The organism is Collinsella sp. CLA-ER-H10 (assembly GCF_040092475.1).
Lineage (GTDB): Bacteria > Actinomycetota > Coriobacteriia > Coriobacteriales > Coriobacteriaceae > Collinsella.
The window spans coordinates 12773-37619 of the sequence record NZ_JBBNLM010000002.1 but is presented as its reverse complement, the minus strand read 5'-3'; the positions used below and the strand labels follow the sequence as shown (position 1 = coordinate 37619).

At 56.6% G+C, this 24847-nt stretch carries 20 protein-coding genes; 9 read left to right on the top strand and 11 right to left on the bottom strand.

What is annotated here, in order from left to right; translation table 11 throughout:
* Positions 1–2 precede the first annotated feature (2 nt).
* The gene (locus AAAX36_RS01620) at positions 3–2000 is read right to left on the bottom strand and encodes a toprim domain-containing protein (RefSeq protein ID WP_195919730.1); all 1998 of its coding nucleotides are present in this window, start codon (positions 1998–2000) and stop codon (positions 3–5) included.
* A 252-nt stretch (positions 2001–2252) separates the two neighbouring features.
* Here AAAX36_RS01620 and AAAX36_RS01615 point away from each other — a divergent pair, with 252 nt between their 5' ends.
* Both AAAX36_RS01615 and AAAX36_RS01610 read left to right on the top strand, forming a co-directional pair.
* Positions 2253–3461: an ATP-binding protein gene (locus tag AAAX36_RS01615; RefSeq protein ID WP_349073773.1), complete on the top strand. Its 1209-nt coding sequence runs from the start codon at positions 2253–2255 to the stop codon at positions 3459–3461.
* A gap of 415 nt (positions 3462–3876) precedes the next feature.
* A complete protein-coding gene (locus AAAX36_RS01610; protein ID WP_349073772.1) occupies positions 3877–4893 on the top strand; it encodes a hypothetical protein in 1017 nt (338 codons plus the stop codon).
* 417 nt (positions 4894–5310) lie between these two features.
* On the opposite strand, the gene AAAX36_RS01605 is transcribed toward AAAX36_RS01610, so the two are convergent.
* The 3 genes from AAAX36_RS01605 to AAAX36_RS01595 form a co-directional block, all read right to left on the bottom strand.
* A complete protein-coding gene (locus AAAX36_RS01605) occupies positions 5311–6315 on the bottom strand; it encodes a LuxR C-terminal-related transcriptional regulator (RefSeq protein ID WP_349073771.1) in 1005 nt (334 codons plus the stop codon).
* A 67-nt stretch (positions 6316–6382) separates the two neighbouring features.
* On the bottom strand, positions 6383–7534 hold the full coding sequence (locus AAAX36_RS01600) for an ATP-binding protein (RefSeq protein WP_349073770.1): 1152 nt from the start codon (positions 7532–7534) through the stop codon (positions 6383–6385).
* Positions 7531–8205 carry a response regulator transcription factor gene (locus AAAX36_RS01595; RefSeq protein ID WP_349073769.1) on the bottom strand — a complete coding sequence of 225 codons (675 nt, stop codon included), beginning with the start codon at positions 8203–8205 and terminating at the stop codon, positions 7531–7533. The genes AAAX36_RS01600 and AAAX36_RS01595 overlap by 4 nt, the downstream gene beginning before the upstream one ends.
* 90 nt (positions 8206–8295) lie before the next feature.
* Between AAAX36_RS01595 and AAAX36_RS01590 the strand changes: the two genes are divergently transcribed.
* The 4 genes from AAAX36_RS01590 to AAAX36_RS01575 all read left to right on the top strand — a co-directional run bounded on the left by AAAX36_RS01590 (position 8296) and on the right by AAAX36_RS01575 (position 13847).
* Positions 8296–8442 (top strand): CD1871A family CXXC motif-containing protein, encoded by a 147-nt coding sequence (locus AAAX36_RS01590; protein WP_040219972.1) that lies wholly within the window; start codon positions 8296–8298, stop codon positions 8440–8442.
* Positions 8435–9337 (top strand): 4Fe-4S binding protein, encoded by a 903-nt coding sequence (locus tag AAAX36_RS01585; protein ID WP_349073768.1) that lies wholly within the window; start codon positions 8435–8437, stop codon positions 9335–9337. The genes AAAX36_RS01590 and AAAX36_RS01585 overlap by 8 nt, the downstream gene beginning before the upstream one ends.
* Before the next feature lie 29 nt (positions 9338–9366).
* A complete protein-coding gene (locus AAAX36_RS01580; protein ID WP_349073767.1) occupies positions 9367–10335 on the top strand; it encodes a TlpA disulfide reductase family protein in 969 nt (322 codons plus the stop codon).
* Between the two features lie 257 nt (positions 10336–10592).
* Complete coding sequence (locus tag AAAX36_RS01575) at positions 10593–13847, top strand: ABC transporter ATP-binding protein/permease (RefSeq protein WP_349073766.1); 3255 nt, start codon at positions 10593–10595, stop codon at positions 13845–13847.
* 271 nt (positions 13848–14118) lie between these two features.
* Here AAAX36_RS01575 and AAAX36_RS01570 read toward each other — a convergent pair whose 3' ends face one another.
* Positions 14119–15252: a hypothetical protein gene (locus AAAX36_RS01570; RefSeq protein WP_349073765.1), complete on the bottom strand. Its 1134-nt coding sequence runs from the start codon at positions 15250–15252 to the stop codon at positions 14119–14121.
* A gap of 496 nt (positions 15253–15748) precedes the next feature.
* Between AAAX36_RS01570 and AAAX36_RS01565 the strand changes: the two genes are divergently transcribed.
* Positions 15749–16702, top strand: coding sequence for a tRNA-dihydrouridine synthase family protein (locus AAAX36_RS01565; RefSeq protein ID WP_349073764.1), 954 nt, complete (start codon positions 15749–15751; stop codon positions 16700–16702).
* A gap of 151 nt (positions 16703–16853) precedes the next feature.
* On the opposite strand, the gene AAAX36_RS01560 is transcribed toward AAAX36_RS01565, so the two are convergent.
* The 3 genes from AAAX36_RS01560 to AAAX36_RS01550 all read right to left on the bottom strand — a co-directional run bounded on the left by AAAX36_RS01560 (position 16854) and on the right by AAAX36_RS01550 (position 19081).
* Positions 16854–17120 carry a ribbon-helix-helix protein, CopG family gene (locus AAAX36_RS01560; protein WP_349073763.1) on the bottom strand — a complete coding sequence of 89 codons (267 nt, stop codon included), beginning with the start codon at positions 17118–17120 and terminating at the stop codon, positions 16854–16856.
* A gap of 836 nt (positions 17121–17956) precedes the next feature.
* Positions 17957–18202 carry a glutaredoxin gene (locus tag AAAX36_RS01555; protein ID WP_349073762.1) on the bottom strand — a complete coding sequence of 82 codons (246 nt, stop codon included), beginning with the start codon at positions 18200–18202 and terminating at the stop codon, positions 17957–17959.
* A 51-nt stretch (positions 18203–18253) separates the two neighbouring features.
* The gene (locus tag AAAX36_RS01550) at positions 18254–19081 is read right to left on the bottom strand and encodes a TipAS antibiotic-recognition domain-containing protein (RefSeq protein WP_349073761.1); all 828 of its coding nucleotides are present in this window, start codon (positions 19079–19081) and stop codon (positions 18254–18256) included.
* 141 nt (positions 19082–19222) lie between these two features.
* Here AAAX36_RS01550 and tsaA point away from each other — a divergent pair, with 141 nt between their 5' ends.
* Positions 19223–19960 carry a tRNA (N6-threonylcarbamoyladenosine(37)-N6)-methyltransferase TrmO gene (gene tsaA, locus AAAX36_RS01545; protein ID WP_349073760.1) on the top strand — a complete coding sequence of 246 codons (738 nt, stop codon included), beginning with the start codon at positions 19223–19225 and terminating at the stop codon, positions 19958–19960.
* Positions 19961–20071: 111 nt separating this feature from the next.
* Complete coding sequence (locus AAAX36_RS01540) at positions 20072–21286, top strand: aminotransferase class I/II-fold pyridoxal phosphate-dependent enzyme (RefSeq protein WP_195625177.1); 1215 nt, start codon at positions 20072–20074, stop codon at positions 21284–21286.
* A 95-nt stretch (positions 21287–21381) separates the two neighbouring features.
* Here the strand turns inward: AAAX36_RS01540 and AAAX36_RS01535 are convergent, their stop codons facing one another.
* From AAAX36_RS01535 to AAAX36_RS01525, 3 genes are all read right to left on the bottom strand, one after another.
* Positions 21382–21861, bottom strand: coding sequence for a pyridoxamine 5'-phosphate oxidase family protein (locus AAAX36_RS01535; protein WP_349073759.1), 480 nt, complete (start codon positions 21859–21861; stop codon positions 21382–21384).
* Positions 21862–21903: 42 nt separating this feature from the next.
* On the bottom strand, positions 21904–22875 hold the full coding sequence (locus AAAX36_RS01530) for an ATP-binding protein (protein WP_349073758.1): 972 nt from the start codon (positions 22873–22875) through the stop codon (positions 21904–21906).
* Positions 22876–22965: 90 nt separating this feature from the next.
* Positions 22966–24708 (bottom strand): transporter substrate-binding domain-containing protein, encoded by a 1743-nt coding sequence (locus AAAX36_RS01525; protein ID WP_349073757.1) that lies wholly within the window; start codon positions 24706–24708, stop codon positions 22966–22968.
* Between the last annotated feature and the right edge of the window lie 139 nt (positions 24709–24847).

Here is a 24847-nt window from a genome sequence, read left to right as displayed (position 1 = left end):
TGCTATTGCAGGTCTAGCTGGTCCAGATATTCCTTGCCGTGCTCGGAGATATGGCGCTTGCGGCCTGCCTCGTCGTTGCCCAGCAATAGGTTGAACATGGTCTCCATCTTGGTGACGTCCTCGGGTTCCACCTTGATCAGACGACGCGTCTCGGGGTTCATGGTGGTGAGCCACATCATGTCCGGATCGTTCTCACCAAGACCCTTGGAGCGGTTGATGGAGCACTTCTGGTCGCCGATTTCCTTAAGAATGCCGTTCTTTTCGAGCTCGGTGTAGGCAAAGTAGGTCTTCTCTTTGCAGTTGATCTCGTAGAGCGGCGACTCGGCGATATACACGTAGCCCTCGTCGATAAGCGTGGGCACCAGGCGGTAGAGCATGGTGAGCACGAGCGTGCGGATGTGATAACCGTCGACGTCGGCGTCCGTACAGATGATGACCTTGTTCCAGTTGAGGTTGTCCAGGTCAAAGGCGCCAAGGTTCTTGATGCGCTTGTCTTTGATCTCCACGCCGCAGCCCAGCACGCGCATGAGGTCCATGATGATGTCGGACTTAAAGATACGCGGGTAGTCCTCCTTCAGGCAGTTGAGGATCTTGCCGCGGACGGGCATAACACCCTGGAACTCGGCATCGCGCGACGTGCGAATGGCGCCTGCTGCCGAGTCACCCTCTACGATGTAGATCTCGCGGCGGCTCTTGTCCTTGGAGCGGCAATCGATGAACTTTTGCACACGGTTGGCCATGTCGGTCTTCTGCTGCAGGTTGGTCTTGATGCTCTGGCGCGTCTTCTCGGCGTTCTCGCGCGAGCGCTTGTTGATGAGCACCTGCTCCATGATCTTGTTGGCGGCATCTTTGTTCTCGATCAAGTAGGTCGAGAGGCGTTCCTTAAAGAATGCCGTCATGGCCTGCTGGATAAAGCGGTTATTGATGGCCTTCTTGGTCTGGTTTTCGTAGGACGTCTGGGTGGAGAAGCAGTTGGTCACCAGTACCAGGCAGTCCTGGACGTCTTGCCACTTAATGCCGCTCTCGTTTTTGTTGTACTTGCCCTGTTGCTTAATGTAGGCATCGATGGCGCTGGTCAGAGCGCTGCGGGCGGCTTTCTCGGGCGAGCCGCCGTTCTCGAGCCACGATGAGTTGTGATAGTACTCCTGCATCATGAAGGTGCGCGAGAAGCACATGCACGCGGTGATCTTTACGTTGTAGTCGGGCAGGTCCTCACGGTCGCGACCGCGACGGTCGGCCTCGATAAAGAAGGGCTCGGTGAGGTAGTCGGTACCGACCTTCTCGAGAACATAGTCCTCGATGCCCTTGGGATAGCAGAAGTCCTCTTCGGAGAACTCGCCGTCGTCGCCCTCGATACGCAGGCGGAAGGTCACGTTGGCGTTGACCACGGCCTGGCGGCGCATGGTCTCGCGATACCAATCGTGGGGGATGCTGATGGAGGTAAAGACCTCAAGATCGGGACGCCACTTGATGGTGGTACCGGTACGGTTCTCGTTGCTGGGCTCAATCTCGAGTGCCTTCTTTTTGGCACCGACGACCTTGCCTTTTTTAAAGTGCAGGGAGTACCTGTTGCCGTCGCGCCAAACCGTGACGTCCATGTACTCGGACGCATACTGGGTCGCGCAGGAGCCCAGGCCGTTGGTGCCGAGCGAGAAGTCGTAGTCGCCGCCCTGGTTGTTGTTATACTTGCCGCCGGCGTAGAGTTCGCAGAAGACGAGCTCCCAGTTAAAGCGCTTCTCGGAAGGGTTCCAGTCGAGCGGGCAGCCGCGGCCATTGTCCTCTACCTGGATAGAGCCATCGCGAAAGGCGGTAAGGGTGATGAGCTTGCCGTAGCCCTGGCGCGCCTCGTCAACGGCGTTGGACAGGATCTCGAAGGCAGCATGCGCGCAGCCATCGAGTCCGTCCGAGCCAAAGATGACGGCGGGGCGCAGGCGTACGCGCTCCTCGTCCTTGAGCTGGCGGATACTGTCGTTACCATAGTTTGCGGTGTTTTTTGCCATACTCGCTCTCTCGGTGCTCCCTTGCTGCGTTTAAGTCATATAGATAGTCAAGGTAGCATAGCCCAGCCCACAGGCGATTCCAACCAACACGAAATCCATCGAACAATCGTTCGGAGTATATAGACTGATAATACGATATTGGAAAAAATAGCTGAATGAAATCAATAGATATTTGATTCCATTTAGTAGAACCTCATATATACTAAACAAAAACGAATCAGAAGAGCTTTTATTTAATAGAACGGTGATGATATGAAGATTATCGAACGTCCTCAATATATGGAAGCGCTTCTTGGCGCTAAGGGAACGCCGGACATCAAGGTTATTACCGGCATTCGTAGGTGCGGCAAATCTGTTCTACTGGAAGCTCTTGCCGATCGCATTCGTGAGGCCGGCCCCGATGCCAATATTATCCGCATCAATTTCAATCTCCTCGAATTCGAGGAACTAACGGATTATCGAGCATTGCATCGCTACGTTGAGGAAAGCTATTGCGAGGGCCTCGATAACATTGTGATGATTGATGAGGTGCAAACTTGCGTTGGGTTCGAAAAAGCGGTCAACAGCCTTCATGCATCGGGTAAATACGATATCTACGTTACTGGCTCCAACGCTTTCTTGCTTTCGAGTGACTTGGCGACGCTTTTTCGCGGGCGGACATATGAGGTCGAAGTATTTCCGTTCTCGTTGCTTGAGTTTTCGACATATCACGGAATTCATAACCCGGACGAAGCGCTTGACCGATATTTGAGAGAGGGCGGAATGCCTGGCTCGTATTTGTATCCTAGCGAGCGAGCTCGCTATCGATATATTGCGAACGTGCTAGATGTCTTGGTTTTGCGTGATGTGGAAGAAAAGCATGGGGTTCGTAACAAAGTGCAACTAGAACGTGCATGCGATTTCCTAATGGACAATATCGGTAACATATCTTCTGTTAGTGGGATTGCGGCTGCGCTGGATGCTGCCGGAACGCGCGTTTCCGTGGCAACGCTCGCCCAGTACCTCGGATTTTTATGCCAGGCCTTTGCGTTCTATCGAGTGCGCCGCTATGACGTAGGCGGTAAAAAGTACCTCGCTTCGGGTGATAAATACTATTTATCGGATCATGCAATCAGATACGCAAAACTTGGAACTAAAAAACTCGACTTCGGGCATGTATATGAAAATATGGTCGCTTTAGAGCTCCTAAGACGCGGTTGGGAAATCTATATCGGGGTGCTTTATAAGAAGGAAATCGACTTCGTGGCAATTCGTCGCGATGAGCGAGTGTATATCCAAGTTAGCGATGACATTTCGCGTCAGGAAACCTTTGAGCGCGAAGTGGCACCTCTGCTTGCGATACGTGATGCGTATCCCAAGATGGTCATTGCGCGAACAAAGCACGAGGCTGTTGATTATGAGGGGATTAAGGTGGTCGACCTCGCCCGATGGCTGATGGGGGAGGGGTCGGATGTCGAATAGCGGGCGGTGGACGCCTATCTAAATCATTGCGCTGCTCGGGCGCCTTGAGGGTCTTCTTAATAATGCGGGTGAGCCCACGCTCCTTACCGATGAATTCCACTTACTCGTTTCTGCCCGAGTAAGTTTGAAGACGGATGAGCCCGCTTCATTTTGTTTGCGGCTTGATACGTTTGTCGAAAAGTGCCGCGTGGATGGCTCAAATCGAACATTGGGACAGGCGTCTCATTTTATGGGCCGAGGGCGTGCGTATATGAGCCTTTTTGGTCCATAGGGGATGCTGGGCGGTTGCTAGTTGGGCCACGGGTCACTTCGCCTGTGCCGCATTTCGTCATACGCTCATAGTGGAAGCCGATGTCACGGAGTCGACTTGCGACTCGGGCAACGGATGAGCTGCAAGCCGAAAGGAGCGGTGAGGATGATGAAGCCCGTGACAAGGAAGCTGCTGTTAGGAATTCCCGCTGTGATGCTTTCGGCCGTGCTGGCGTGTACGCTTGCTGGCTGCGGCGGCAATGCGCCGAGTGGCTCGGGCGGGAACGGCTCTGTGCAGGAGAAGTCCAAGAAGGCCAAGACCTATGATTCGCAGACGGTCGAGGTGGCTGGCATTACCTATGAGTCGGTGGCTCACGGTACGTTCTATCGCGGTGACGCTAAGCTGCAGGACGGCTTTTACCTGCACGTCAAGATCACCAACAACAATGCAAAGAACAGGACGTTTAACTCCTTTAACGTGCATGCTGCCCAGGGCGATCTTGAGGCAGGCGACCCGTTGTTTACTTCTGGCAAGGCGGCCGTGCTCGACTACGTTGCAAGCGAGGCTCCCGATGAGCTTCACGAGGGCATCGATCTTTCCAAGAGGCCAGATATCGGCCCGGGCGAGACCGTTGAGTACGTGTATTTCTGGGCGCCCAAGACAGCGTACTACGGGTCCATCACTGTCGAGTTCGTAGACGCTTACGCCCCCGCCAAGAATCATGAGGCCATGCACTTTGACACCACGGGATGCGAGACCAAGGAGTTCAAGGCTGCCGGCGGTGTGGCCGATTCTGGTGATGCGGCCAATATGACCGGCATCGATTGCGCATCGTACAGTATCGAGGCTGCCGATGGGTACGCGCTGGATTCGTCCAACGAAGAGCACGAAAAGGCAGACTTCTTCCACGACGAGACTGGAGGACGCCTGCACATCAGTATCTTCCCGCGTTCGCCGGAGGAAGAGGTTGCAAGCCTAGAGCAGGTCTACGAAGGCAAGGAGACAACAACCGACCAGGTCGAGTACAACGGCATAACGTGGCTGCGCTTTACCGGTCCCGACAACGGCCATACGCTGTTTGCGACGTCTCCCGCGACGGGCGAGACCGTCCGCGTGTCGATTGGCTGGAAGATCGATTGGGACGCCGCCGTGCCCATGATGGAGGCACTGAAGCTCAAGTAGCGGACTGCGATCCCCACGTCAGACGACTCAGGGCTGGCTCCGAGTTATCGGGGCCAGCCCTTTCTGGCGTGCGAAAAGCGGAGCAGTGCCTCGCGCGGTTTCGGGTACAGCGGAACACCGTGCGCGCAGTGACAGACATGATTTTCATAATGACATGTAACTAGGGGCTAGCGAGGCCTATCCGAATTGACCTCATTGGCGGTGTCGGTTTCGAGTGCCGTGCGGCGGGCGCTGTAGGCTACGAGGCCGGCGCCTGCCAAGGCGAGTGCTGCAGCGACTGCCGTAAGGGGGACGTTGCTGTCTTTGCGAGAAGGTGTCCCGTGGCGGTAGTGCTGTTCGATGGCCAAAATGTCCAATTTGAGCGCGCGAAGGCGTCGGGCCCCCGGGACGCTTTCGATATGTCGGGCAGTCTGACCGCTAGCGCAACATGTGGGCAACCAGCTCGGCGCGAGTTCCGATACCAAGCTTGGCATACACTCCTGATAGGCGGTTTTTGACGGTGCCCGGCGATACTCCCATATGGCGTGCGATTTCGGCGTTGGTCCACCCACGACAGGCGAGCATGGCCATGGTGAATTCCGTGGTCGTTAGATCGTCGGCCACGTCCTCGCCCGAATCGGGGTTGTGGATGCGCCGCCAACCGTAGCTGAATCGATACGTAATCTCGATGATGCGCGCGAAGTCGTCAGGGTATCGCGTTTTTAGACACGCCTCGATAAGCCCCTGCAAAAGGCCGTGGTGTTCGCCGATGAGTTCGATAAGGCCGTCGGGACGCGCAACGTCCCAAGCGGCTCCGAAGTGTGCCTTTGCGGTGTCGATGTCCTTGAGGCTCATGCAGGCCATGGAAGCCGACAAGTGCAGGAACAGCTCCGAGATGGGATAACTTCCCTGTTTCATGATCAGGGCGTTTTCCGCCATGCCCAGACTGCGGCCATATTCGCCGCGCAGGTACAGGGCATGCGCCATCACGTAGCTGGCGAACAGGCGCAGGCCTTCGGGCAGATGCGCCGCAAGCGGATAAAACTCTTCGGCGGAATGCGGGGAAGGCAAGTGCAGCAGGACGCTCGCGGCCGAGGCGAACAGGATGTGCGTGGCGTGGATGGCGGGCGATTCCTTGTCGGCTGGCGTATCGAGGCCGCCCACAAGGCAACGGCGAGCATCGGCGATACGGTTGAGTGACAGACTGGCGTATCCGCAGATAAGGCATGCGGAATAGCGCAGTGCGGGGTCGGTGGCGTCAAGATAGGGGCGTGCTGCCTCGGCGGCGAGCATGGCTTGTCCGCGAAAGTACAGCGCTTCTGCCGTGGCGATGGTGCGTGAATCGGGGTCGGAAATGCTTGTAACCGCAGCGTCAATCTGCCCCGGCACAAAGGCGGTGCACATCAACGGCATGGGAATGCGCGGGTAGCCATCGCAGTCCATCTTCCATCTCCCATCGGGTGGCAACAATGCAGCAATTGTACCTCTGTTGCTCGGGACCCCTTTCGTTTTACTGTTCGGTTAACGCTGCGGATCGTTTTGGAAGGCTTACGAGCATGGTGGTCCCGTTCTCGGAACTTGCTTCGACCCCTACCGTGCCACCGTGAAGCGCTGCAATCTCCCAAACAAGCGCTAGCCCGAGTCCTGCGCCGCCATATGCCCTGCTGCGGGATTTGTCTAGACGAAAGAACGGCTGGAAGATGCTTTCTCGGTACTGCTTGGGTATTCCCGGTCCCTGGTCCTCGACTCGCAGGAACACGTGGCTGTCGTTGTCGCAGATGGAGACGTTGACAGTCGAGCCGGGGCGGCTGTAACGGATGGCGTTTTCGGCCAAGTTAAACACCAGCCGATAGAGGAGCGCATCGTTCCCGATTACTAAAGCGTCTCCGGCGCAATCGAGGGTTACGTCCTTATTCTCGGCAAGTGGCGCAAGGTCGGTGAGGACCTCTTCGGACAAGGGGCCAAGTTCAACATCGTCCTCGCAAGGAACGCTGCGGAGCTCACTCATCTCGAGCAATACCTTGGTCATTCGAGACATGCGCTCGGTTTGTTCTTGTAGCAGGCCGAGCAGCTCGGCTGTTTCGGGTTGCAAACCGGAGTGCTCGGAGATGAATAGTTCAATCTGTGCTTGCATAAGGGAGAGCGGGGTGCGCAGCTCGTGTGCGGCGTTGCCGGTAAACTGACGCTGCGCAGAGAACCCTTCGCCAAGACGGGCGATCATGTCGTTGAAAGAGGCACTGCATCGTTGTAGCTCGGTGGGCACATCTTCACTGAGTCCGATTTCGCTTAGGTTGTCAGGCCGCACACGCTCAACCTGGGCTGCAAAAGCCCGTAGCGGTTTGAGTGCACGGCCGCTCGCAAAGTATGCCAGCGCGCCGCCAAGGAGTGTGACTCCAGCCGTGATGTACCAGGCTGTCGTGCCAAAAGACTCCTGTGCGTCGTTTACGACGATCGTGACCTTGTCATCGGGGGTCGCTTTCGTTGGGTCGAACGCCTGGGGCGAATTTTCGCCGGTTGCGTTAAAGGCCGAGATGTTACTGCCGATGGCATCCATGTAGCGCATGCCCGTATAGCCGACCAGGCAGTTCGTCAGCACGCATGCCGCACACGTGAGCAGTGCCGTCATAATCGTTATGCGCCATTGCAAGGAAAGCCTTTTCATTCGCTATCCTCCATAACGTAGCCCTCTCCAATCCGATTGCGAATCGGATCGTATCCCAAAGCGATGCGTAGCTTTTTGCGGAGTGACGAGATGTGAACGCGGATTGCGTTGCTAAAGCTGTTCACGCTGCTATCCCAAACGTGCTCGATAAGCTCCTCTTGACTTACCGGACGCCCCTGATTAAGCATCAGGTATTCCAAGATTCCCGTTTCCTTGCGCGTAAGAGATAAAGCCTCGCTGTTCACGGAAGCGATGCGCGCCTTGGTGTCAAAGCGGAGCTTTCCGCAGGTTAAAACTATGTCGCTTTGTGTAAAGCGTCTGAGGGTAAGGCTGCGAATCCTTGCCGCAAGCTCGTCCAGATGAAACGGCTTGGTGAGGTAATCGTTGGCGCCGGCATCGAGTCCGGCGACCTTATCGGATACTTCGCCGCGCGCGGACAGAATCAGCACCTTGGTCTCGCAGTCAGTTTTCCTAAGTTCCCTGAGTACGGTCATGCCATCGATACGGGGAAGGTTGAGGTCGAGTACCACGAGGTCGAAGGCCTCAACGTCCAGTAGGTCGAGCGCCTCCTGTCCGTCGTGACAGCAGTCGACGCTGTACGCCAAGTTTCGCAAGCTGCGCGCGATTGCATCGCACAGTGCTCGTTCGTCTTCGACGATCAAAATTCGCATAACAGTCTCCTTGCACATTCCAAATCGCGCTTAACACGGATTTTATAGTCGGTATGGTCCAATGGTCGCGTAACGAAAGGAGTGGTCAGGTTGTTCAAAGCGGTAAAACCCGTGGTACAGGTCGCTTTGTTGATCGTCGGAATTGCCATGGTGTGCTTTGGCGTTATGCGTGGCGAGGCGGATGCCGTGCTGGCCAAAGCGATTAGGCTGTGCTTGGAGTGTATCGGAATTGGATAAAAGAGCAAACACCGCGTCGCATGTTTTGGCCCGATTTCGCGGACTCATTCAGGCGGCGGCGACGCTGGTCACCAACATTCACCTGCCAAACTTTGCCAAAGGCGGCATCTATCAGGGCGCGGGAAAAACAGTCTGCGTACCTGGACTTAATTGCTATTCGTGCCCCGCGGCATCGGGTGCGTGCCCCATCGGGTCGTTCCAGTCGGTGGTAGGTTCATCCAAGTTCAACTTTTCTTACTATGTTACCGGTACGCTCATTTTGCTCGGCGTGCTGCTGGGACGCTTCGTATGTGGCTTTCTGTGTCCGTTTGGCTGGCTGCAGGAGCTGCTTCATAAGATTCCCGGCAAAAAGCTTTCGACAAAAAAGCTCAAGCCGCTCACGTACATCAAGTACGTCGTGTTGCTGTTTGCCGTGGTGCTGCTACCCGTCTTGGTGGTTAACGACGTGGGCATGGGCGACCCGTTCTTTTGTAAGTACATCTGTCCGCAGGGTGTGCTCGAGGGCGCCATTCCGCTGGCCATTGCCAATGCCGGCATTCGATCTGCGTTGGGACAGCTCTTTACTTGGAAACTTGTCGTTCTCATTGCCGTGGTAGTGCTGAGCGTTTTGCTCTATCGCCCCTTCTGCAAATGGATTTGCCCGCTCGGCGCATTCTATGCGCTCATGAATAAGGTGTCCCTGCTGGGGATTCGGGTCGATGCATGCAAATGCGTCTCGTGCGGCAAGTGTTCAAGGGTTTGTCAGATGGACGTTGATGTGGTCCGCGCGCCCAATCATGCCGAATGTATCCGGTGCGGAAAGTGCATCGGGGCCTGCCCCGTCGATGCCATCAGCTATCGCTATGGCCTGGATGTGTCGGCGGAAAAGCTTCCCTTGACCGCCGATAAAAAGTAAACAAGCTTCGACAAAACGGAGGAATGACTATGAAGCTTTCTAAGATTGCGGCCCTGTTTATGGTGCCGATGCTGGCCTTGTGTCTTGTGGCGTGTTCGGCGCCTGGTGGCAATGCGAGCGAATCTGCGGGCCCCGATCCTAAGATCGCAGAACTCACTGCGCAGAAGCCGACCAATGCCGACGAGGCCGCCGAGTTGTATGCAAAACTCATGCAAAAGGAGAACGATATCTTTTCGAGTGGTAACGCGCTGTGGGAAAAGGTATTCAATGCGGCAAATAAAGACTCGGCAATGATTGAGGACGGCAGCAATTACGGCGATTTCCTGCTCAAGACCATCGACGGCGCCAAGGATGAGTTCACGGCGGATGAGCTTAAGACGCTCAAGGCCGGTGCACAGCAGATCAAGGAGATCGAGGACAAGCTCGAGAGCTTGGAGAAGGAGTTCCCCGGCTGTGGAAGCACGCCGAGCGCAGGCGAGAGCGTCGACGCTTCGACCGCTGGCATGACGGCTGGTGCCAATGCTTCGAGCGAGGCGACGAAGTTCCCCAGCTTTACGGGCAAGGACCTGGATGGCAACGACGTGAGCAGCGACGAGCTGTTCTCCAAGAACAAGGTCACCGTCATGAACTTCTGGTTCACCACTTGCAAGCCGTGCGTGGGCGAGCTGGGCGACCTTGAGGACCTGAATAAGGAGCTTGCCAAGAAGGGCGGCCAGGTCGTGGGCGTCAATTCCTTTACGCTCGATGGCAACAAGGGCGAGATTGCAGATGCCAAGGACGTGCTGAGCAAGAAGGGCGTGACATATAAGAACATCTGGTTCAAGTCGGATAGCGAAGCTGGCAAGTTTACGTCAAATCTGTTCTCGTTCCCGACGACGTATGTCATCGATCAGAATGGCAACATCGTAGGGGATCCAATCGTGGGAGCCATCAGCTCCGCCGAGCAGCGCGCAGCACTCAACAAACTTATCGACCAGGCGATTGCAAATAGCGAGTAGTAGAAAACGCGTAAAGCGTAGCGAGAATCGTGTGTAGCTGTGCGAAGTAGTCCGCTACCTTTCAAGATAAGCTCCACCACATAGAGGTCCCGCTCGGGACCTCTTCTTTTGGGCGCCGTCCCGTTCGTTTTTTTGGCGCGCTTCGTTACATTCCTCTCTGGCTCTGGCAAAAATGGGGATAGAGTAGGACAAACGCGTCGAATACGAACGGCGGGGGAGAGCGGGCAAGTGCGCCCGCGTGGGAGAGGTTGCCGTCCATGTTGGAGCTCAAAGGTATTTGCAAAAGGTACGTTACGCAGTCGTTTACGCAGGTGGCGCTCGACAACGTAAGCCTGTCTTTTCGCGATAACGAGTTCGTGGCCATTCTGGGACCTTCGGGGTCGGGTAAAACCACGATGCTCAACGTTATCGGTGGGCTCGATCATTTCGATTCCGGTGACTTGCTGATCGACGGCATATCGACCAAGGACTTTCACGATCGCGATTGGGATGCCTACCGCAACAACCGCATCGGCTTTGTGTTCCAGAGCTATAACCTCATTCCGCATCAGACCATTTTGGAAAACGTGGAGCTGGCGCTCACGCTTACGGGCGTGGGACATGCCGAACGCCGCCAGCGTGCGCGCGAGGCGTTGGAGAAAGTCGGCCTGGGCGAGCATGTTAACAAGCGCCCGAGCCAGCTTTCGGGTGGACAGATGCAGCGCGTGGCGATTGCCCGTGCCCTGATCAACGACCCCGAGATCGTGCTGGCAGACGAGCCGACCGGCGCCTTGGATTCTACAACGTCCGTGCAGGTCATGGACTTGCTCAAGGATGTTGCACGCGACCGCCTGGTCATCATGGTCACGCACAATCCCGAGTTGGCATACCAATACGCCACGCGCATCGTCAATCTGGCGGATGGCAAGATCACCGACGATTCCGATCCTTTCGATGTCGCTGACGCCACGCGCCGCGAGGCCAAGCCTACGCGCAAAACCTCGATGAGCTTTGTGACGGCGCTGGGGCTTTCTGCCCGAAACCTTATGACCAAAAAAGGCCGTACGGCCATGACGGCCTTTGCGGGGTCGATTGGCATTATCGGTATCGCGGCGATCTTGGCGCTCTCCAATGGCGTGAACAACTACATCAAAAAGGTCGAGGAGGATACGCTCTCGAGTTACCCGCTTACGATCTCCAAGCAGGACTACGACCTGTCATCCATGATGGGCGGGCAGGGGGCTGCGGATGATGGCTCGCCTGGAAACGTGGATTCGTCCGACGACAGCGCCGGCGGCAAAGCTAAGGGAACCGATAAGATTCCCGTGGTCACGGCCGTAAAGGATATGTTTGCGAGCGTTAAGTCCAATGACATGACGAGTTTTAAGGCATGGCTCGATGCCGGTGGCGACGGCATCGATAAAGAGGTCAACGCCATTCAGTACGGCTACGGTGTATCGCCGGTTGTCTATCGTGCCGGCAAGGGCGACGAGAAGCCCGTCCGGCTTGTTCCCAACGCTATGACCGAGGCCATGAGCGGAGGCGCAAGTTCGGCGGCAACGGTGAGCATGGAATCCATGGGAACCTCGGTCTTTAACGAGATGATTGACGACCAGAGCCTGCTCGACAGCCAGTACGATGTCGTCGTCGGTCATTGGCCCACGTCTGCCAACGAAGCCGTGATGGTGCTTTCGAGCCGCGGTACGGTGGGCGACTACACGCTCTATAGCATCGGCGCGCTGGATATCGATGAGCTCAACGACCTGGTTAACAGTGCTATGACGGCCGACGGTGGGGTCAAAGCACCCGAGACCGGTACCGACTTTACCTACGACGATGCGCTGTCCACGACGTTTAAGGTGCTGTCGCCGGCCGATGCCTATCGCAAAAACGAAGAGACCGGCATGTGGGCTGACATGTCTGGCGACGCCGACTTTATGGCCGCCAAGGTTGCCGACGGTATCGACGTGCGCATTGTGGGCGTGGTGCGACCTAACGAGACGGCCAATGCGAGTGCATTGTCTCCGGGCATTGCCTATACACATGCGCTGACTCGCCGGCTTATGGAGCGCGCCGCCGATTCGCAGATTGTGCAAGAGCAGCTTGCGCATCCCGAGACGGATGTCTTTACGGGCAAGTCTTTCGATGAACTGCAGGGCGAGGCCAAGCAAGGCGTGGATCTGGGCAGCATGTTCAGTGTGGACGAGGCGGCGCTCAAGAGCGCGTTCTCGTTCGATGCGTCTGCGCTCTCGGGTGTTGCCGGCGGTATGGACCTGTCGGGTCTTGATTTGTCCGGGCTGGATATTGACCTTTCGGGCGTTGGTAGGGACATCGACTTTGGCGACATCATGGCCAAAGCGCCAACCCCAGATTTCTCGGGCGTCTTTGACGGTCTGGAACTCACGCCCGAGCAAATGCAGCAGGTGGGAACGCTTGCCAACCAGCTGTTTGAGGGCTTTTTGCAGTCTGATCAGTTTAAGGCGCTGACACCCGATGATCTTAAGGACGCGTCAAAGCTTGCCGCCGCGTTCTCGACGTATCTTGAGAGTGATACGGCAGCCCAGCAAATCCTGGCCCAGCTCAAGGCACTCGGTGGCGATGCCCTGGCCGAGCGCCTGCAGCGGGCGATGACCGACTATGTGCAAAAGCAGCTGGCTCCGTATCTGCAGCAGGCTATGGACCAGGTGATGAAGTCGATCAGCGATCAGATTGCGGCGACGGTGTCAGCTCAGCTCAAGGCAGGCGCAGCAGGGCTCATGGGCCAGATGGCGACGCGGATGTCGTCGAGTTTTGCCAACCTGGCGAGCGCCATGCGCGTGGATGCGAGTGCCTTTGCTCATGCCATTCACTTCAACATGGACGCCGAGGACCTGAGCTCGCTCATGATGAGCTATGCCAAGGCGTCGAAGCTCACCTACGATAACAATCTGACCACGTTGGGCTATGCGGACGAGGCCGACCCCATCTCGGTCAAGATTTTCCCGCGCGACTTTGAGGCCAAGGAGCGCGTACTCGATCACATCGATGCGTACAACAAGCAGGTCAAAGCCGCTGGTCACGATGAACAGGCAATCTCGTACACCGACTACATGGGCATCATCATGGGTTCGGTGACCGACATCGTGAACACCATCAGCTTGGTGCTCATCGCGTTTGTGAGCATCAGTCTGGTCGTGAGCTCCATCATGATCGGCATCATCACATACATCAGCGTGCTGGAGCGCAAAAAGGAGATTGGCATCCTGCGCGCGATTGGCGCGTCGAAGCGCAACGTGGCCAACGTATTCAATGCCGAGACCTTTATCGAGGGCCTTATCGCCGGCGTCTTTGCCATTGTCGTTGTGATGGCCGTGAGCTTTCCGGTTAATGCCTGGGCGCTTGCTGCCAAACAGGTACCCAATCTGATGAGCCTGCCCGTGCAGGATGCGCTGGTGCTCATCGCGATTTCGGTGTTACTGACGGTCGTTGCCGGTCTGCTGCCCGCCCGCAGCGCGTCCAGGAAGGATCCCGTGGAGGCCCTGCGCTCTGAATAATGTGACAAGGGACGGTCCCTTTGTCACATTGAGGGCCTTGCGGAATCGGGGTCTAATACTTTTTCGAGAAGTGAACGAGTCAAAATGGACCCCCGAAGCGTCGACACTTTTGAGATGCAATTTCCTGCGGTTTTGATTGTTGAATCCTGCGGTTTTGGCGTCAGAAAATGTCGATGCTTCGGGGGTCCAAAAACGGTCGTTCACTTCTTGGAAAAGTATTAGACCTCGAGATATAGACGATGTTTGCGAGCGGCAATTAGGGCGTAAGCCTTTAGTTCTTCTTTGCAGAGAGCATGAGCCTAATTTCCGGGTGGGTGTATTCGTCGAACTCTTCCTTGGGCTCGGTGTCAAAGGTGTAGTACGACTTGATAGATTCGTCCTCCGTCTTGATGCTGATTTCTTCATATAGGGATCCGGCTAAAAATGCCTGTTTAAATTCATCCGACAGGCTGCATGGCGTGAGGAGGTCCGGTGTGGCAACGGAAATGTCCAACCCGTTGAGCGGGGCGCAGAGCGTCGCGATATCCTGCTCGGCGCGGGCGAGGTTGTCTGCGGGGCTTGCCTCGGGGTCGATCTGACTGGTGTAATCGACGTCCGTGAGCATGCCGTCTGCATCAAAAGAAAGGTAGACATAGACTGCTTGAGCGCCGAGGTCATTATCGCGCAGATAGCCGATAATGCGGTAGCCGTAGTCGTGATACGACTCGTATGGGTCGTCTGCCGCGACGCGTTCGCACACGGGCTCCAAGGCATCTTGCGCGATGGCGAGCTGCTCGGCGGCTGCAGCCTTTCTTACCTGAAGCTCGTTATTTCCCTGGACAAACTGAGGGATGTAGACGCCAAGCAGCACAATGGCGGGCAACACCGCGAGAGCTATGATCTGCTTCTTGACGCTTGGAATCGTCACACCGTATGCGTTTGCCATGGCCTCGGCATTGCTCGAGGTCTCGGCCAGCACATCTGCCGCCGTGGCGACTGCCCCCACGGCGCTGGCGACCTCGGCGGCACCGCCCAGGTTGCGCGCGAGATCGTTATCGCTGTTCTTGAGCAGGCGGCCGGCAGCTTGCGTGGCAAGCACGCCGGCGACCTCCGCGGAACGGTCCTTGTTGGTCTGGGCTACCGCAAGCCTGCCCTGCAGCTCCTTCCACTGTTTGCCCTGCATCCCAAAGCGTGGTGCAAGGGCGCAATAGCAAAAGATGGCGAGCTCGATTACGGTGAGTGCGATGGCGGTATATATGCCCGCGGGTTGGAATTCCTTTTGGTGGAACGCGATATCGTTGATCATTTGGAGCGGCAACATCAACAGGCATGCTACGAACGACATGACGAGTGCGGTCGCTGCGATCTTGGGGTACATGCAGTACCGCTGGATGCGTTTCTTTTCTCGTTCGGTGAGCTGCTGCATGGGGGCCTCGACTCTCATCGTTTTTGGGCGATGCGCACACGCTCTTGAGTATAGATGAGTGGAGGATGTCTGTTGTTCATACATAGCGGTCAACAGCGTGCTGTTGGCGATCGTTTGATCGCGAACGTCGTCTTTTGGAGCATGAAGCCGCTGGCGATGCCCACAAACAGCAAATCGAAGGTGAATGGTTTCCCGAGAAGTGAACGACCTAATTTGGGCCCCTGAAGCACCCACGTTTTTCGACGCTAAAACCGCAGGATTTGAGTGATAAAACCGCAGGAATTGGCCTTCCAAAAGTGTCGATGCATCGAGGGTCCGATTTCACTCGTTCACTTCGCGGAAAACCATTCACCTTCGTTGCATGAGGCGCCGGATGGAAGGGTGATTATCGTCAAGCTGCTGCCTCTGCCTTGTGAATCATCTGGAGCACAAGGCATAATGCATGTAACAAGGGGGCGGTTCCTTTGTCACATCCGTTGATATGAGAGAAGAGTAGATGATTCTTTCGCTTGCCCCTATGGAGGGGATTACCGGGCATGTGTTCCGTCGCGTGCATGCGGAGTGCTTCGGCGCACTCGATTGCTATTACACGCCGTTTTTGCCGCCGCCGCGGGCGGGCAACCGCTTTGGCGGCAAGGCGTTTAAGGAGATCGATCCTGCCAATAACCAGGGGCTTAACGTAGTGCCTCAGCTGATGTCCAAGAACGCGGACGAGTTTGTGTGGGCGGCACAGGTGCTCGCCGACATGGGCTATCGCGAGGTCAATCTCAACTTGGGTTGCCCCTCGGGGACGGTTGTCGCCAAGGGCAAGGGCTCGGGTTTCTTGCGTAATCTCGACGAACTTGAGGTGTTCTTGAGCGACGTGTGCGAACGCTCGCCGTTGCCGGTATCGGTCAAGACCAGGCTGGGGCTGGAGAGCGATGACGAGTATGAGCGCGTGCTCGATCTGTATTGCCGCATACCGTTGGCAGAGCTGATCGTGCACCCGCGCGTGCAAAAGGACCGCTATACGGGCACGCCGCGCAAGGAGTTCTATGGCGAAACGCTGGAGCGCGCGCCGTTTCCGGTCGCCTATAACGGTGACATTTTTGATCTTGAGGATATGGACGCGCTGGTTGAGGCCTATCCCGGTACACGCCATGTGATGCTGGGGCGTGGCTTGCTTGCGAACCCCGCGCTGGCTCGTATGGTCAACGGCGGTCCTGCTGCCACGGCAGCCGAGCTGCAGCGTTTCCATGACACGCTGTTTGCTGCCTATGCAGAAGAGATTGGCGGTAACGCGGTCTTTCGCATGAAGGAGTGGTGGTTCTACGCCAAGTGCGCTTTCGCCGACCCCACTACCGTTCACAAGCTCGTACGTAAGACCAAAAAGGTCGACGAATACCGCGCCGCCGTCGAGCGCGTCTTTCGCGAGCAGCCGCTTGCGCCCATAGCCCGCTTCCACGGCTAGTTAGCCATTGGGGACGTTCTTTAACGACTAGTCATTTAAGAACGTCCCCAACGACTATGTAGCAAAAAGCTGTACACCAGCATCCAAAGATGTCGAAAATGTCGACTTTGGATGCTGGCGTACATGTTTGGGTTCGGCGGGGGAGCGGTGCCTAGGCAATCATTGCATCAAGTGTTATGAGTTCCCTGAGCCGTTCCGTGCGCGTTTGCCCATGGCGTTTGGCTTTTTCGTCAAACGCCTCAAGAACCGATTCGCCCACACGTGCCGACAAGACAGCGCTCGGCTCATCAGAGATCGGCGGCCTTCCCAGCTTAACGGTGCGGCCTTTCGGCCATTCATCTTTTTCGTAAGCTTCCGCGGCTTTCTCTAACTCTCCAGGGGCAAATCCCATCATTTTTTCAAGCTGCTCAGCATCCATGGCGCCTCCTATCGATCGACATAATGTCGAGCGCTGGTTCTCGGATTCCCTTTTTTGTATACAGTTTTGTAGACAAAAATACAAGCAGTTTATCGGGCTAATTAGCTTGTTTTGATCCGCCTGCTCGATAGGAAATGAGCATTGACGGCTTCGATACTCCTTTGCTTTTCAGCTTGGAATTTGGATGCTCGTTGAACTTCCGTAGGGGAGCGTTTTATTAAGCTATCGAGATTCTGGGCAGGAGCTCTCACCGGTCTTCGATAGTGGGACCAGCTTAATTCGCGACACAGTGTGTCGCGAATTGGAGTAGTCGTTGGGTGTCCTTCAATGGCTAGTCATACAAGAACGTCCAAGTGCCGGATTTTGTCATTTAGTGTCGTTCTCAGCGACTATTCTGGAGGGTCGTGGTCAAAAAAGGGCAAATATGAGTACTGTTGCAATTATGGTTGCATTTATTTTGCTATAAATAGTAGCTCCTGATGAGATTTGTTCCCATTAAGAGCTACGTTTATTGAACATATGAGGAGAAATAACGTCGTCTGCGGACGAGTGGAACGTTGAATAGTTCCTGAAATGATCAAAATTGCTGCTACTAAACAGGTAGTAGTACTCATATTTGCCCTTTTTTGACCATAGCTCCCTCGGAAACTCTTTCCCGAGGCATCAAACAGCCATAATCCAAAGGTTGCCTCAAACAATTAGCCGGTTAAGAGCGTCCATGGCTACCCAAAAGTTGTACGCCAGCATCCAAAGATGTCGAAAAAAGTCGACTTTGGATGCTGGTGTACATGTTTAGGCCGTATGAGGTGGGGTCTTGGACGGACGGGATGCGCGTGCTAGGGCAGGTTCTTCTGTACCCATGCGATGATGTCGCTCGACTCGTAGAGTGGTTTGCCGTCGATGAACAGGCAGGGAACCTGGCGTTTTCCGCCGATGGAGATGAGTGTCTGTTCGGCATCGGAATCGGTCGAGATATTGCGCTCGGGAATGGTCACGCCGTTATCTGCCAGAAAGCGCTTGACCTTTATGCAATACGGGCAGCCGGTCATAACGTAGAGCACGAGCTCGTGATCAGTAGCCATGGGTCTCCAATCGGTTGAGGTTTTGATTGAAATACCCAAAGCCGCCGCGGTCTATGCGCGCGTCAACGACGACTCGATGGCCTGAACTAGAAACGCCGTGGCTCCGGTGCCGCATGGCTTGTCGTAGTAGTCGATAAAGCGCTGATCGGCGAGGTAGCCGTGGGCGAGCCCCAGATAGGCCTCGTCTTGGGGCTCGCTGCCCCAGTTGAGAGCTATCCAGCGGTGATGCATCGCGACGAGCTTGCGAGCCTCGCTTCCATCCGCAACGCCGTCGCCCATGGCAATCGAGAGCTGACCCAGAATAGCGCGTTCAAGTTCCTTCATGTCGGTCCATGTCTGAGGATCCATGTCCAGTAACGTTTCGTTTGCTGCATCGATAGCCTCATTGCCATAGCGCGCCCGCGCCTCGGCGCCGTAGCGCTCTTCGTTTTCCTGCACGTTGTGCCAGCGCTCCAGTTGCGGCAGGACGGCGCCCATGAGCGAGACGGCTTCGTCGAGCGACATGCCGGTGTTTTGCGCCAGCCGCGGGGCACAATCCTCAATCATCGCCTCCATGGTGGTGTCGTAGGTGTACTTGCCGTGGTCGTAGCACCACTTGCAGTAATGGTCGGTCGTGGCGCCCGTGGCGTCGGTGCCGCAGTCGTCGGGCGTGAGTATCATGCCGCAGCTCTGGCAATAGTGCTCGGGCATTTCGAGCAGGTGGGGCAGGGGCTCGCCGGTCACGGCGGCAATGAGTTTCATCATGTCGATGCCCGGTGTGACCTCGCCGCGTTCCCAACGGCTGATGGCCTGGCGTGTGACGAAGAGCTTAGCGGCGAGCTGCTCCTGAGTAAGGTGATGGGCGCGACGGATGGCAATGAGCTTTTCTGCAAAGGCCATAGCGGCTCCTTTCTGCTGGTTGATGGCTTAAGCATACGCGGCGGCAGGCGCCCTTCCAAGCAACCGTTGGTTGCACGACGGGAGACCGCGGCGAAGAATTGCGCGCAATGCCCCACGCCTCCATGCCGTACAATGACCGGCATGGAACCTATTGCACACATACATACCGACCTGCCGCAGAAGTTCGGCATTCCGCGCAACAGCTTTTTGGCGCCTCATCTGCAGGGACGCATCGTTTTTGAGCCGGAATTTGCCTCCAACGCAGCAGTTGAGGGCCTGGATTCCTTCTCTCACTTATGGCTGCTGTGGCGCTTCGAAAACGGAACGCCCGGCGGCACGGCTAAGGACATAGCTGCCGATGCCAAGTCGCAGGACAGGTCCGGCACCAACGTCAAGTGGTCGAAAACCGTGCGCCCGCCGCGTTTGGGTGGAGCCGAGCGCGTGGGCGTGTTTGCCACGCGCAGTCCGTTTCGCCCTAATCCCATCGGTCTCACCTGCGTCAAGCTCGATCGTGTCGAGTTCACCGATGATGGCCCCATCATTCATGTGCTGGGGGCCGACCTGCGCGACGGCACGCCCATCTACGACATTAAGCCCTACATTCCGTTTGCGGACTGTCACCCGGATGCAACGGGCGGCTGGATTGAGGATGCTCCGTGGCAAGAGCTCGATGTTGAGTTCCCGCAGGCTCTTCAAGACATGGTCCCGCCCGCAAAGCTCCCCGGTCTGGTCGAGGTTCTTCGCCAAGATCCGCGCCGCGCGGGCAGCAAGCACGAGCCAAACCGCGTCTATCATCTGGCCTTCGCCGGGCTTGACATATCTTTTACGGTCGATAAAACCCAGCTAACCGTGGTCGCCGTCAACGACGCGCAAGACTAACCAGCCATTCGTCCGCACCCGTCAAATTAAGCGCCAAACCCCATGCCAAAATCGCCCGTGCTGGTGGACAATAACGCCTACCAAAACAATCACTTTGCACGGGAGTTCAGCATGAAATACGACTTTAGCTCGCTTATCGACCGCCACGGCATGGACTCCATCGCCGTTGACTCTTGGGGCGAGATCCCCGGCATGGCTCCGAACGCACCCGACGAGGGCTTCGACCGCATTCCCATGTGGGTGGCCGACATGAATTTCGCCACGGTGCCCACGGTCCAGGAGCACATCATTCAGCGCGCTCAGCATCCCATGTTTGGCTACTTTAACCCGCGCGCCGAGTACTTCGACCGCATCATCGAATGGCAGAGCCGCCGCAATGGCGTCGAGGGCCTGCGCCCTGAACATATCGGCTACGAAAACGGCGTGCTGGGCGGTGTCGTGTCGACGCTGCGCGCGTATGTCCAGCCGGGCGATGCAGTGCTGGTCCATAGCCCCACCTACATTGGTTTTACCAAGTCCATCGAAGCTGCGGGCTATCGCATTGTCCACAGCCCGCTTAAACTCGACGACCAGGGCGTGTGGCGCATGGACTTTGAGGACATGGAGTGCAAACTCGCCCAAAACCACATCCATGCCGCGGTGTTCTGCTCACCGCACAATCCCTGCGGCCGCGTATGGGAGCGTGACGAGATCGAGCGCGCCATGGACATCTACCGCCAGCACGATTGCGTGGTGATCTCGGACGAGATTTGGTCCGATATCATCCTGCCGGGACACAAGCATATTCCGACGCAGTCGGTAAGCGAGGACGCCCGCATGCGCACGGTTGCCCTCTATGCGCCCAGCAAGACGTTCAACCTGGCGGGCCTGGTCGGCAGCTACCACATCATCTATAACGAGACGCTGCGCGACCGCGTGTGCGCCGTGTCCGACAAGACCCACTACAACGAGATGAACGTCCTCTCTATGCATGCGCTTATCGGTGCCTACCAGCCGCAGGGCTACGAGTGGGTGGACGAGCTCAACCAGGTGCTTGCCGGCAATATCGAGTACTTCTGCAATTACGTGGACGAGCATTTTGAGGGCGTGTCCTATTCGCGTCCGCAGGGCACGTACATGGTGTTTCTGGACTGCACCGAGTGGTGCCGCGAGCATGGCCGCGATATTCAGTGGCTGCTCGACGAGGGGGCGCGCGTAGGCGTGGGATATCAGGACGGCCGCCCGTTCCACGGGCCCTGCCACATTCGCGTGAATCTGGCGCTGCCGCTTTCGCGCGTAAGGGAAGCGTGCGACCGCCTGGACCGCTACGTTTTTAATGCACGGTAAGTGAGCACTGCATGCGGGGTCTTCTGCCAAGTCGGCTGGAAGGCCCCGTGTGGTAAGGCATCTGTAACCATTGGGCGCAGACCTGCTGCGGAGGTTTATTTTTCCTGAATCTGCTTGCCGCAAAGATGCTCAATCGAAATCTCGTAGAGTTGGACGCCCTTGATGTCTTTGGCGATTTCCTCCTCGACTTCTTCGGCAGAAGGGTAGTACTTAAGCGCGAGCTGGCGGACTTTGTCCTCGATAAGCGCGGGGGTGTCATTCGCCAGGCGACAGCGGCCAAAGACCACGGTGCTCATAACGTAGGGAGCCCAGTCACCGTCCTGGTACCACTCGTTGCCGTAAACGGTAAAGCAGACCTTGTCATCGCGCTTGAGTGCGTCGACCTTGTGGCCGGCCTTGGCGCCATGGAAATAAATCTTGTCGTGCTCGGCGTCAAAGAAGTAGTTGACGGGAATGGCGTACGGGTAGCCATCGTCGCCGTTGACGGCAAAGACGCCGCGCTTGCAGGTAGCGAGCAGTTCGCGCGCTTCTTCGTCGGTGATGGCGCGCTTCTTTCGACGTAAGGGCCTAAACATCGTTGGCTTCCTTTCTGGTCGTGCGTGGTGGTTGAGCACAAACTATAGCGAAACGGATCCGTTTTTCTTGATGCGGGCGAGCATGTTTTTGAGCTTGTTAAAGTCGAGCGGTTTGGACAGATGGGCGTTCATACCGGCGTCGTGTGCCGCCTTGGCGTCCTCGGCAAAGGCATTGGCGGTGAGCGCGATGATGGGGATATCGGCTGCATCGATCTTCTCGCTCAGACGAATCGCGCGGGTCGCCTCGTAACCATCCATTCCCGGCATCATGATGTCCATCAGAATCGCATCGAAGCTGCCGGCGGGACGGCCAACGTATAGGTCGACCGCTTCGTTGCCATCGGCGGCGCGAGTTACGACAATGCCTTCGCTTTCGAGCAGCGCCTGGGCAATCTCGGCATTCAATTCGCTGTCTTCGGCGAGTAGCACGTTCATGTCGGCGAGCGAGCAGTCGAGCGCCCTCTCGACCGTATCTGCCCGCGTCTGAGGGTTCTTGTCGATATCGAGCGGAATCTGGACGTTGAACGTACTTCCCACGTCAACCTCACTCGAAATCTCAATCGTACCGCCCATCAGTTCAATAAGCGACTTGACGATTGGCATGCCCATGCCGGTTCCTTGGAACCTGCTGCGCGCATCGTCGCCTTCTTGGGCAAACGGCTCATAGATATGCTTTAAAAACTTGGGAGTCATGCCAATGCCGGTATCCGAAACGCTAAAGCAAAAGAGCGCGCGCCCGTTATCGAGTGGCTTGGTCTTTGAACTAAAGGTGACGGAGCCGCCGTGCTTGTTGTACTTAATGCTGTTGTCTAACAGGTTGATCATGATCTGTCGGATATGGGTGGGACTGCCGATCATGTATGGCCCCGTGGCGTACGGCAGACTATTGTCCTGCATGGTGATGCCGTTACTGGACGCGCGGAGCTTGCACAGCACCAGCGTATTGTCACAGAGCTCTTTGAGGTTAAAAGGCGTATGCTCCAGTGTTAGCTTGCGGTCTTCGATTTTGCCCATCTCGAGGATGTCGTTGATCAGCGAGAGCAGGTGATTGGCGGCAACGCGCGCCTTGGCACGGCTCTCGCGGGCGACCTGGATATCGCCTTCCTACAATTCCTCGATCTCGATAAGGCCCAGGATACCGTTGAGCGGCGTTCGGATGTCGTGGCTCATGCGCGTGAGGAATGCCGTCTTAGCGGCGTTGGCAGCATCGGCTTTTTTGCGCTCGGTTCGAGCGCGTGCGAGCGCCCAGATGAGCAGGACGATGCCGACCGACAACATACCGATGAGGGTAGCTGCAACGGCGGCACGGTTGCGATAAAGGAATTGAAGCGTGTTTGATTCCTGGGCCGTGTACGACATGGAGGAGTAATTGCTTGCGGAGAGCGATTCTCCGGCATTGATGATGCCCTTGTTGATGATTCCCAGCAGCTCGGGCTTTCCGCGCGAAATCCAGCACGAGAGCTCACAGGTGTCAGGGGGCTCGACCGTCTCGTAGCCTTCGAGATCATGACGATCGCCGATGGTTTTTATGCGTGAGCTGGGAGCGACGATGCAGTGCGCCGTTCCCTTCCTGAGGGCGTCGAACGCTTCATCGTCGGATTGGTATTCGGTCACGGTCGCTGTGGGGAACAGACTTTCAAGTACATTTTGGTTGACAAACGATGATTTGGTGCAGGCGATGTTCTGAAGGTCTTTGTTCAGATTGCCGTCGGTGTGGATGGCGGTGAGGGACACGGTCCCCAACGATACCGACTGCACAACGCCTGATTGCTCGGCAAACCAGTAATCTCGGTATACCGGCAGCGCAACGTCTATGCTTCCCTTTGACAGGGCCTTTGACATCATCTTGTAGCTATCAAAGGGGACGGTTTTGACCGTAATGCCAAATTTATCGTGCAGCGTCGTCGCAAGCGATGCGAGCGAGCCTTCCATTTCGCCGTTTTCGTCTTCGTTGCAGTAGGGGAGTTTGCCCGTAATGTAGCCGAGCGTGATGGTGTTGCCATTTGCTTTGAGCCAGGAACGTTCGGGGCCGTTGAGCGATGATGAACCGCTGTTTTGGGCCGAGTAGTTAGATTTGACTTCGTCGATATAGCGTGGGTTGACGCGGGCGATTGCCGACATGGCGGCATTGATGTCGTCCATCAGGTCGGGGCGGCTTTTGGGGACGGTAAAATAGTAGTCGCTCGAACCAATGTAGAACATGGGGGAGGCGCTGGGCGACGAGGTCGTGTCGTTCATGATGATGGCATCGACCTCGTTGTTTGCGAGCGCGTCAAAGAGGGCACTGCCAGTGTCGATTTCTTTATAGGTGCAGGTAATGCCTTCGTTGGCGAGCCACTGCTGGCCAACGAAGGTTTGCATGACGCCGGAGTTGCAACCGATAGTGAGACCCTGGAGCGCTTGGGGGTCACCCTTGGCCAGATCGTCGCGATCGGGCTTGGCGTAGATGTAGTAGCGCTCGGTGCCCTCGGGGTTCGAGGAAAAGAGCAGCTTTTGGGCGCGTTCCTCGGAGTAGGAGATGTTGGGCATGAGGTCGATTTCGCCTGCCTCGAGCATGTCCATAAGCTCGGTGAAGGTGCCGGAGACGTATTCGTACCGCCAGCCGGGCGTGTAGTACGACAGGGTCTGGAGGTACTCGTAACCCCATCCCGAGAGACGCTCGCCGGGGGTGCCGTCCTGGAAGCCCTCGTTGTTGACGAGCCAACCAACGCGGACCGTCTTGACTGGCTGGCTAGAGTCAGCGGCAAAAGCCTGGACAGGCGCGATAGAACTCAGCACGGCAAGCGCGGCGAGCACAATGGCCAGGGCGCGACATATAACTGAACGAAGGACAGTGGCAGCTCTCACATGCAATCCTAACGAATCGAGACATTACCGCATAAGGATACCAGCTCAGCCCGCCCAGTCGGCAGCTGCACCGCTAAACGCTCCCGCCCGGCAGTCATTGGGGACGTTCTTAAACGACTAGTCATCGGGGACGTTCTTG

Coding starts and splice junctions, on each gene's coding strand:
- AAAX36_RS01620 (WP_195919730.1), bottom strand. CDS start 2,000: ATGGCAAAAAACACCGCAAACTATGGTAACGACAGTATCCGCCAGCTC.
- AAAX36_RS01615 (WP_349073773.1), top strand. CDS start 2,253: ATGAAGATTATCGAACGTCCTCAATATATGGAAGCGCTTCTTGGCGCT.
- AAAX36_RS01610 (WP_349073772.1), top strand. CDS start 3,877: ATGATGAAGCCCGTGACAAGGAAGCTGCTGTTAGGAATTCCCGCTGTG.
- AAAX36_RS01605 (WP_349073771.1), bottom strand. CDS start 6,315: ATGGACTGCGATGGCTACCCGCGCATTCCCATGCCGTTGATGTGCACC.
- AAAX36_RS01600 (WP_349073770.1), bottom strand. CDS start 7,534: ATGAAAAGGCTTTCCTTGCAATGGCGCATAACGATTATGACGGCACTG.
- AAAX36_RS01595 (WP_349073769.1), bottom strand. CDS start 8,205: ATGCGAATTTTGATCGTCGAAGACGAACGAGCACTGTGCGATGCAATC.
- AAAX36_RS01580 (WP_349073767.1), top strand. CDS start 9,367: ATGAAGCTTTCTAAGATTGCGGCCCTGTTTATGGTGCCGATGCTGGCC.
- AAAX36_RS01575 (WP_349073766.1), top strand. CDS start 10,593: ATGTTGGAGCTCAAAGGTATTTGCAAAAGGTACGTTACGCAGTCGTTT.
- AAAX36_RS01570 (WP_349073765.1), bottom strand. CDS start 15,252: ATGCAGCAGCTCACCGAACGAGAAAAGAAACGCATCCAGCGGTACTGC.
- AAAX36_RS01565 (WP_349073764.1), top strand. CDS start 15,749: ATGATTCTTTCGCTTGCCCCTATGGAGGGGATTACCGGGCATGTGTTC.
- AAAX36_RS01560 (WP_349073763.1), bottom strand. CDS start 17,120: ATGGATGCTGAGCAGCTTGAAAAAATGATGGGATTTGCCCCTGGAGAG.
- AAAX36_RS01555 (WP_349073762.1), bottom strand. CDS start 18,202: ATGGCTACTGATCACGAGCTCGTGCTCTACGTTATGACCGGCTGCCCG.
- AAAX36_RS01550 (WP_349073761.1), bottom strand. CDS start 19,081: ATGGCCTTTGCAGAAAAGCTCATTGCCATCCGTCGCGCCCATCACCTT.
- tsaA (WP_349073760.1), top strand. CDS start 19,223: ATGGAACCTATTGCACACATACATACCGACCTGCCGCAGAAGTTCGGC.
- AAAX36_RS01540 (WP_195625177.1), top strand. CDS start 20,072: ATGAAATACGACTTTAGCTCGCTTATCGACCGCCACGGCATGGACTCC.
- AAAX36_RS01535 (WP_349073759.1), bottom strand. CDS start 21,861: ATGTTTAGGCCCTTACGTCGAAAGAAGCGCGCCATCACCGACGAAGAA.
- AAAX36_RS01530 (WP_349073758.1), bottom strand. CDS start 22,875: ATGGGCAAAATCGAAGACCGCAAGCTAACACTGGAGCATACGCCTTTT.